Origin of the sequence: Apibacter sp. (assembly GCF_025291155.1) — a bacterium.
In the GTDB taxonomy this organism is placed as follows: Bacteria; Bacteroidota; Bacteroidia; order Flavobacteriales; family Weeksellaceae; genus Apibacter.
In genome coordinates, this window is the sequence record NZ_JAMBJZ010000124.1 from 1 (window position 1) to 4,494 (window position 4,494).

General features: G+C 28.6%; 5 protein-coding genes. 2 read left to right on the forward strand and 3 right to left on the reverse strand.

Going from position 1 to position 4,494, the window contains the following annotated elements; all coding sequences use genetic code 11:
* From M3Z80_RS09250 to M3Z80_RS09260, 3 genes are all read right to left on the reverse strand, one after another.
* Positions 1–183, reverse strand: a 183-nt coding sequence (locus M3Z80_RS09250) for a hypothetical protein (protein ID WP_293919328.1), incomplete at its 3' end; no start/stop codon positions are given.
* A 10-nt stretch (positions 184–193) separates the two neighbouring features.
* A complete protein-coding gene (gene ruvA / locus M3Z80_RS09255) occupies positions 194–775 on the reverse strand; it encodes a Holliday junction branch migration protein RuvA (protein WP_293919329.1) in 582 nt (193 codons plus the stop codon).
* A gap of 26 nt (positions 776–801) precedes the next feature.
* Positions 802–3,072 (reverse strand): NADP-dependent malic enzyme, encoded by a 2,271-nt coding sequence (locus M3Z80_RS09260; RefSeq protein ID WP_293919330.1) that lies wholly within the window; start codon positions 3,070–3,072, stop codon positions 802–804.
* Between the two features lie 374 nt (positions 3,073–3,446).
* Between M3Z80_RS09260 and M3Z80_RS09265 the strand changes: the two genes are divergently transcribed.
* A complete protein-coding gene (locus M3Z80_RS09265) occupies positions 3,447–4,238 on the forward strand; it encodes a hypothetical protein (protein WP_293919331.1) in 792 nt (263 codons plus the stop codon).
* The coding region (locus M3Z80_RS09270) for a hypothetical protein (protein ID WP_293919332.1) at positions 4,231–4,494 on the forward strand (264 nt) is incomplete at its 3' end. The genes M3Z80_RS09265 and M3Z80_RS09270, both read left to right, overlap by 8 nt.

Below are 4,494 nucleotides of genomic sequence, written 5' to 3' on the forward strand. Positions count from 1 at the left end.
TACCCCACCCAACTTGGGATATAAAATGTAATTTCCGCTTTTATAATCATAATAAGCTTCGTATTTTACAGGATCATCAAGTTGTAAAACTTGTTCATCATCATTTTCCTGTGCAATTAAAACTCCTATACTTACACAAAATATGGCTATAAATAGCAAATAATTACGAATATACCCTAACACTTTTAAACTTTTATAGTTTTTTTAAAGTTTCCTTAATAAGTTCTTCAACTTCTATTTCCGGATTATCCTTTAAAATTTTATCAATTATTTTTTCGGTAATTTTTTTAGAAATGCCTAACACCTCCAATGCACTTAACGCTTCAGATTTGTTTTTATTGCCCAAACTATTATCTAATAATTCAGGCAATTCAAATGTAGAAATTTTATCCCGCAAATCAACTATTATCCTCTGCGCGGTTTTAGCTCCTATTCCTTTTATTTTCTGTAATGCTAAATTGTTACCGCTTGAAATAGCAGAAGTTATTTCTAATACGGACATAGATGAAAGCATCATAATGGATGAAGAAGGACCCACTCCATTAACACTAATTAGTAGATTAAATAATAACCGTTCTGTTTTTGTTGAAAACCCATATAAAGAATGGGAATCTTCTCGAATAATTTCTTGTATATACACTAAAGACTTATCCTGATTTTGTATATCTTTATATGTTTGTAAACTTATGGTAGCAAAATATCCCACTCCATTGCAGTCTATTATTACACTGGAAGGGGTTATTTCAAAGATAGTACCTGATAAATGAGATATCATTTTTAATTTTTTAGCGAAAATATAAATTATTTCCTTCCTTGTGCATCTATAGCTGCAAGAGAGGCAAGATTTACAATTTCATCTATATTTGAATTTTCATTCATTATATGTATCGATTTTCCTAATCCCAATAAAATCGGTCCTACACTTTTTATGGAGCCTATTCCTTTAGCTAAATTAGCACTCAAATTTGCAGAAACCATATTAGAAAACACTAAAATGTTTGCAGGTTTTGTATTTAATTTACTAAATGGGAATTCATTTACTAATTGATCATTTAATGCATAATCTGGTTGTATTTCTCCATCTACTATCAAATTAGGATTTGCTTTATTAAGTATTGCAACTGCTTCAGCTACTTTTTTGGATATTTCCGAATTTCCTGAGAAATTTTCGTTGGATATCATTGCTATCCTTGGTTCAATATTTAGCTTTTTAGCATAATTAGCTGTAGTTTGGGCTATAACAGCCAATTCTTCTGATGTTGGATCATCTGTAAGTAAGGTATTAGCAATGAATACAGGTCCGTTTTTAGATAGTAAAACTATAATAGAGGCTAGATTATTAGATATTTCTGAATAATTTACAACTTTTACAATCCCACTCAAAGATTCCTTGTAGCTTTTAGAAAACCCTGTTAAAAAAGCATCAGCATCTCCCATCTCTACTGCTACTGCTCCGTAGTAATCACTAATTTTTAGGAACTGCTTTGCTTGATCTTTTGAAGTTATTCCTTTCCTTTGTTTTGTTTGATAAAGGTATTCTGAATATTTTTCAAAACCTTGTTGAGTATCAATAGAATCTATATCAATTATATCAAGTTCAATTTGTAAATTATATTGATGTAAAACTTTTTTGATTATATCTTTTCTTCCTAATAAAATTGGTTTTGCAATTTTCTCTTCTGCTAATATTTGTGCTGCTTTTAAAACATTATATTCTTCAGCATTATTTATTATTATTTTTTTTGGATTAGATTTTGCCTTTGCCTTAAATTGTCTAATAAGTTTTTCATCATTTCCCCCCATTCGATCTAATAATTCTTCTTCATAGGCTTTCCAATCTGTAATGATATGTTGTGCTACACCACTATCGATTGCAGCTTTAGCTACTGCCATAGATACTTTTGTAATTAATCGGTTATCAAATGGTTTAGGTATAATATAATCTCTACCAAACTTCATGCTTTTAACGTTATAAGCTCGAATTACTTGTTCAGGAACACTTTCTTTAGCCAATTCAGCCAATGCTTTAACTGCCGCTAACTGCATTTCCTGATTAATATCTGTAGCTCTAACGTCTAATGCTCCTCTGAAAATGTATGGAAAACCTAATACATTATTTACTTGATTAGGATAATCACTTCTTCCGGTTGCCATTATTACATCTTTGCGAGTTTCAATTGCTAGGTTATAATCTATTTCCGGAGTTGGATTAGCCATTGCGAAAACTATAGGATTTTCGTTCATTGATAGGAGCATTTCCGGAGTAAGCAAGTTACCTTTGGATAATCCAATAAATACATCACTATTTCTTATTGCATCTTCTAATGTTCTATCAGGTGTATCCACAGCAAATTCTGTTTTTTCTTCATTTAAACCTGTTCGACCTTTATAAATAACCCCTTTGCTATCACACATTAAAATATTTTGAGGGCTAGCTCCCAATGCTTTATATAAACGTGTACATGATATAGCTGCGGCACCTGCTCCGCTTACAACTATTTTTACCTCAGATATTTTTTTATTAGATATTTCCAATGCATTTAATAAAGCTGCAGCTGATATAATTGCGGTCCCATGTTGGTCATCATGCATTACCGGAATATTTAATTCCGCCTTTAGTCTTTTTTCAATTTCAAATGCTTCTGGTGCTTTTATATCTTCTAAATTTATGCCTCCAAATGTCGGAGCTAAAGATTTAACTATTTCAATAAATTTGTCCGGATTGGTTTCATTTACTTCAATATCAAAAACATTTATTCCAGCAAATATTTTAAATAATAAACCTTTTCCTTCCATAACCGGCTTAGAAGCATCTGCGCCAATATTTCCCAATCCTAAAACAGCGGTACCGTTAGAAATCACAGCAACTAAATTGCCTTTTGCTGTATATTTATAACTATCTGCATTATTTTTTTGTATTTCTAAACATGGCTCTGCTACACCGGGAGAATAGGCTAAGGCTAAGTCCCATTGAGTTGAATGGGGTTTGGTAGGGATAACTTCTATTTTACCTTCTGGTTTGGAACTATGATATTCTAAAGCAGCTTCTTTTAAATTTTTTTCTCGTGACATCGTTTTTATATTTTGACATACAAAAATAAATATTTTTATTTTATAACATAGACATGATTTTATACCTTTAATTTATATTATAAAAATATACATAAATATTATTTATTTAACTCATAGATAATCACTTGATTAGTAAATATTTGAATTTAATATTTATAATTACTTATTTTATGTTTTTATAAGATATAGAAATTTTGTTAAAATATTATAATTAAAAGAGTTCCACGAATAAATAAGATATATCCCAAATCCATAAAGAAATTGTATATTTTCATATTCAATTATTTAAATTAATGAGCTGTAATCTAATTATAGATTATTGATATACTTTATAGGTAATATTTGTTTACTTTTGTAGTGTAATAAATTTATTCATGAGAACAACTTTAGAAATTAAAATTGATAGATTAAAAAAGAATGGTCATAATATATCTATGAATAAAGTTCTTACAGATGGTTTTAGTGCTTGGAAAAGTACGATTTTTTATGGTTTTTTTTGTATAATTTTCAGTTATCTATTCAATAATTTGGTTAGTACTATTCTCAGTAATTATCTGGGAACTCATATGATAGAGTTAAAATTCAAAAACTTAGTATCTCAGCTGAATAATGATCCTAGAGTCTTAGAGGAAATTATTTCCCTTTATAAAACTAACCCAATGTTTATTAATAAAATTATCCTTTCTTCTTTTATTGGTATTCTATTATTATATCCTTTAAATGCAGGAGTTGTTTTCTGCGCACATCAGATCGACAAAAATGGTAGAACAAGCTTTAAAGATTTAATCAGCGGATATCAGGGAAAAAAATTTATTAAATTGTTAGGTTTACAGCTAATACATATAATAATAATAAGCATTAGTTGCTTGTTTCTATTTCTCCCAATAATATATATAGTTCCCGGTTTTATTTTGGCTGGAGCTTTCATTATTATTGATGATGTTCCATTAACCAAAGCTATTTCTTATAGTTTTAAAATAGTAAATATGTATTTTGGAAAGATTTTACTGGTTTTAATCTTTTCTTACTTTTTTAGTAAAATATTTGGAATTTTAATGTGCTTTATCGGTCTCCTTTTTACCCTTTCCTATTCAAATGCCATTGTTTATTCTATTTATAGGAATACTGTAGGCGCAATTGTTATTGATAACGAAGTAAATGAATAATATTATTTCCTATATTAAAAATTATTTTGAATTATTTAAAGATTCAATAAAAAAAATACGAATTAAATATAACATCCTAATAAGGAAATTTAGAAATCAAAATCCTCAGGTATTTATATATTTAGCAAGCATTTTAATAGGAATAATCGGTGGCATTAGTGCGGTAATCTTAAAAAACTTAGTTAGCTTAACTGAAGAGCTGATTTATCATAACAAAAATTTCAATTTTAATTATTGGACTATATTTTTTCCAACT